This is a genomic window from Micromonospora sp. NPDC051296 (assembly GCF_040682255.1).
GTDB classification, from domain to species: domain Bacteria; phylum Actinomycetota; class Actinomycetes; order Mycobacteriales; family Micromonosporaceae; genus Micromonospora; species Micromonospora craterilacus.
This window is the reverse complement of the sequence record NZ_JBFBAO010000576.1, coordinates 1-2,573: the sequence shown is the minus strand read 5'-3', so window position 1 is coordinate 2,573 and position 2,573 is coordinate 1. Positions and strand designations below refer to the sequence as shown.

Annotated in this window: 3 protein-coding genes and 1 pseudogene; all 4 read right to left on the bottom strand. The window is 73.5% G+C overall.

Annotated elements, in window-relative coordinates:
- On the bottom strand, nucleotides 1-831 hold an 831-nt coding region (locus AB0M52_RS33080; protein ID WP_363961786.1), incomplete at its 3' end, for a septum formation family protein.
- A 209-nt stretch (nucleotides 832-1,040) separates the two neighbouring features.
- Nucleotides 1,041-1,460 (bottom strand): aspartate 1-decarboxylase, encoded by a 420-nt coding sequence (gene panD, locus AB0M52_RS33075; protein WP_363961785.1) that lies wholly within the window; start codon nucleotides 1,458-1,460, stop codon nucleotides 1,041-1,043.
- A gap of 30 nt (nucleotides 1,461-1,490) precedes the next feature.
- Nucleotides 1,491-2,351, bottom strand: a complete 861-nt coding sequence (panC, locus tag AB0M52_RS33070; RefSeq protein WP_363961784.1) for a pantoate--beta-alanine ligase — start codon at nucleotides 2,349-2,351, stop codon at nucleotides 1,491-1,493.
- Nucleotides 2,352-2,452: 101 nt separating this feature from the next.
- Nucleotides 2,453-2,573: pseudogene (locus AB0M52_RS33065) on the bottom strand (DUF2520 domain-containing protein); the annotation flags it as partial.

Here is a 2,573-nt window from a genome sequence, read left to right as displayed (position 1 = left end):
GGCCGGGCCGGCACCCTTGAGCGACCCGGTCACGGCGCGGTCTGCGAGCCACAGGTAGCAGCGGACGCCCCGGTCCCCGGCACGCCACCGGCCGGCCCCGGGTGGGCGGACCACCACGTCGCTGCGGAAGGCCAGGTCGGCGTCGTCCGGCAGGCCGGCGTACCGGGCGAGGACGCTACGGCAGCCGGCGTAGAGCGGCACCCACTCGGCGCTCCGCGATGGGTACGGGCGGTCGGGGGCCTGCCACACCCCGGCGAACTCGGCGTCGTGGCGCTCGGCGCAGTCCACCGGCAGCAGGGTCTGCACCACCCCGCCCCGGCCGGTACGGGTCTGCTGGCACCCCAGCCGCAACGGCGACGGCACCCGGAGGGCGTCGCGCAGGGAGCCGGTACGCAGCACGACCGTGGCCGCCGCCTCGACCGTGCTGACCTCCATCAGGTCGCAGCGGTACCACCGCGAGCCGGCCGCCCAGCCCGGCCCGGACGGCACCGCGACCGCCAGCCGGAGCCGGCCGGCCCGCCAGTTGTCACCGACATAGCCGGTAGCCCGGTTGTCGCAGTCGGCGAACGCCGCGCGTAGTTCGACCGACGCGATCGGTGGCGACTCACGCCCGTCCGGGAATGCACCGATATGCACGGTTTCCACCCGATGCGGCGCGGCACAGTCCACCGGGACGTACGCCGCGACCGGCACCGCGTCGGCAAAGTCGGCCTCATGGCAGACCTCGGCAGCCGGGGTGAACGGCCCGGGCGGCGGCAGCGCCGCCCAGTCGTCGACCAGGTCGCCGTCGAGCCCGCCGGGCGCGCCGCAGCCCACCAGCAGCGCAGCCATGGCGAAGGCCGCGATCAGGCTTCTCGTCGCACGCTGCAGCAGCACGCCGCCTCCCCCAGCCAGCGGCCGTCCCCCGACGGCGCTACCAGCGTAACCAGAAATGACCATCCCGTGACAGACCGGATTCACGGTGCACGGGTCGCGGGGCGGTGGGGAGGTGTTAATAAGGGGCCCTTCTACCGCCCGAGGCGATAAGAAGGGGCCCTTCCTTACACCGCGAGCGGGTTGGGGACGGGGGTGCCGGCGGTGCCGGGAGCGGCGGTGGACGGGTCGGCGCCCAGGTCGACAACCTTGTTGTCGGCGTCGACGTGCACCACCCGTGGGCGGTAGGTGCGGGCCTCGGCGTCGTCCATCTGGCCGTACGAGATCAAGATGACCAGGTCACCCGGGTGCACCAGGTGGGCGGCGGCACCGTTGATGCCGATCACGCCACTGCCCCGCCGGCCCGGGATCACGTACGTCTCGAGCCGGGCCCCGTTGGTGATGTCCACGATCGCTACCTGCTCGCCGGGCAGCAGGTCAGCGGCGTCGAGCAGGTCCTCGTCGACGGTCACCGAGCCGACGTAGTGCAAATCCGCCTGGGTCACCGTGGCCCGGTGAATCTTGGACTTGAGCATGGTGCGGTACATCGGACGCCTTTCGCGCGAAAGTGTCGGAGGTCAGGAGGCCGGGTCGAGCCGGACCGGGGCGTTGTCGATCAACCGGGTGGCACCCACCCAGGCGGCGACCAGCAGCCGGGCCGGGCCGCGGACCGGCCCAGGCTCCAGTTCGGGATCGGTGAGGACGAGGTAGTCGAGCCGCGCGTCGGGCGCGTCGGCGCCGAAGGCGGCATGTGCGGCGGTCAGCACCGCCCCGGCGTCGCGGCCGGCGTCGGCCGCCTCGGCACCGGCGCGCAGCGCCCGCGACAGGCTCAGCGCCGTCTGCCGCTCGGCCGGCGAGAGGTAGCGGTTGCGGCTGGACAGGGCCAGCCCGTCCGGTTCCCGGACGGTGGGCACCCCGACCACCTCCACCGGCACGTCCAGGTCCCGGCACATCCGCCGGACCAGGGTCAACTGCTGGTAGTCCTTCTCGCCGAAGAAGGCCAGATCGGGTCGGGTGAGCTGGAGCAGTTTCAGCACCACGGTGAGCACGCCGTGGAAGAACCCCGGCCGGCTGAGCCCCTCCAGGTCCTCGCCGAGCGGGCCCGGGTTGACCCGTACCGCCGGCTCACCACCCGGGTACATCGCCGCCACCGAGGGCGCGAAGACCAGGTCGGCGCCGGCCCGCCGGCACACCTCCAGGTCGGCATCGAGGGTACGCGGGTAGCGGTCGAAGTCCTCGTTGGGTCCGAACTGCAGCGGGTTCACGAAGATGGTGACGATCACGTGGTCGGCCCGCTCGCGGGCGGCCCGCAGCAGCGTCTCGTGCCCCTCGTGCAGGGCACCCATGGTCATCACCACCCCCACCGTTCCGGTGAGAGTTGCCCGGGCCCGGGCCAACTCGGCGCGGGTGTGCACCAGCACCTGACCTGCCTCGGTCATGCCGCCACCTCGCTTCGCTCGGCGCCGGCCTGAGCGCTGTCCGCACTGGGTCGATGATTCGCTCGCTGCCGCTCGCTCACGCCCGCCATCTCGGTGTGGTCCCGACCGAGGACGCCGAGCAGCGGTTCGGCGTCGACCGGGCGTAGCCGGCCGGCGGCCACCGCCCGGTCCGCGGTGCGCCGGGCCAGCGCCAGGTAGGGGGCGACCGACTCCGGCGCGGTC

Excerpts from the sequence above, each read along its gene's own strand:
- panD (WP_363961785.1), bottom strand. The coding sequence starts at position 1,460 with ATGTACCGCACCATGCTCAAGTCCAAGATTCACCGGGCCACGGTGACC.
- panC (WP_363961784.1), bottom strand. The coding sequence starts at position 2,351 with ATGACCGAGGCAGGTCAGGTGCTGGTGCACACCCGCGCCGAGTTGGCC.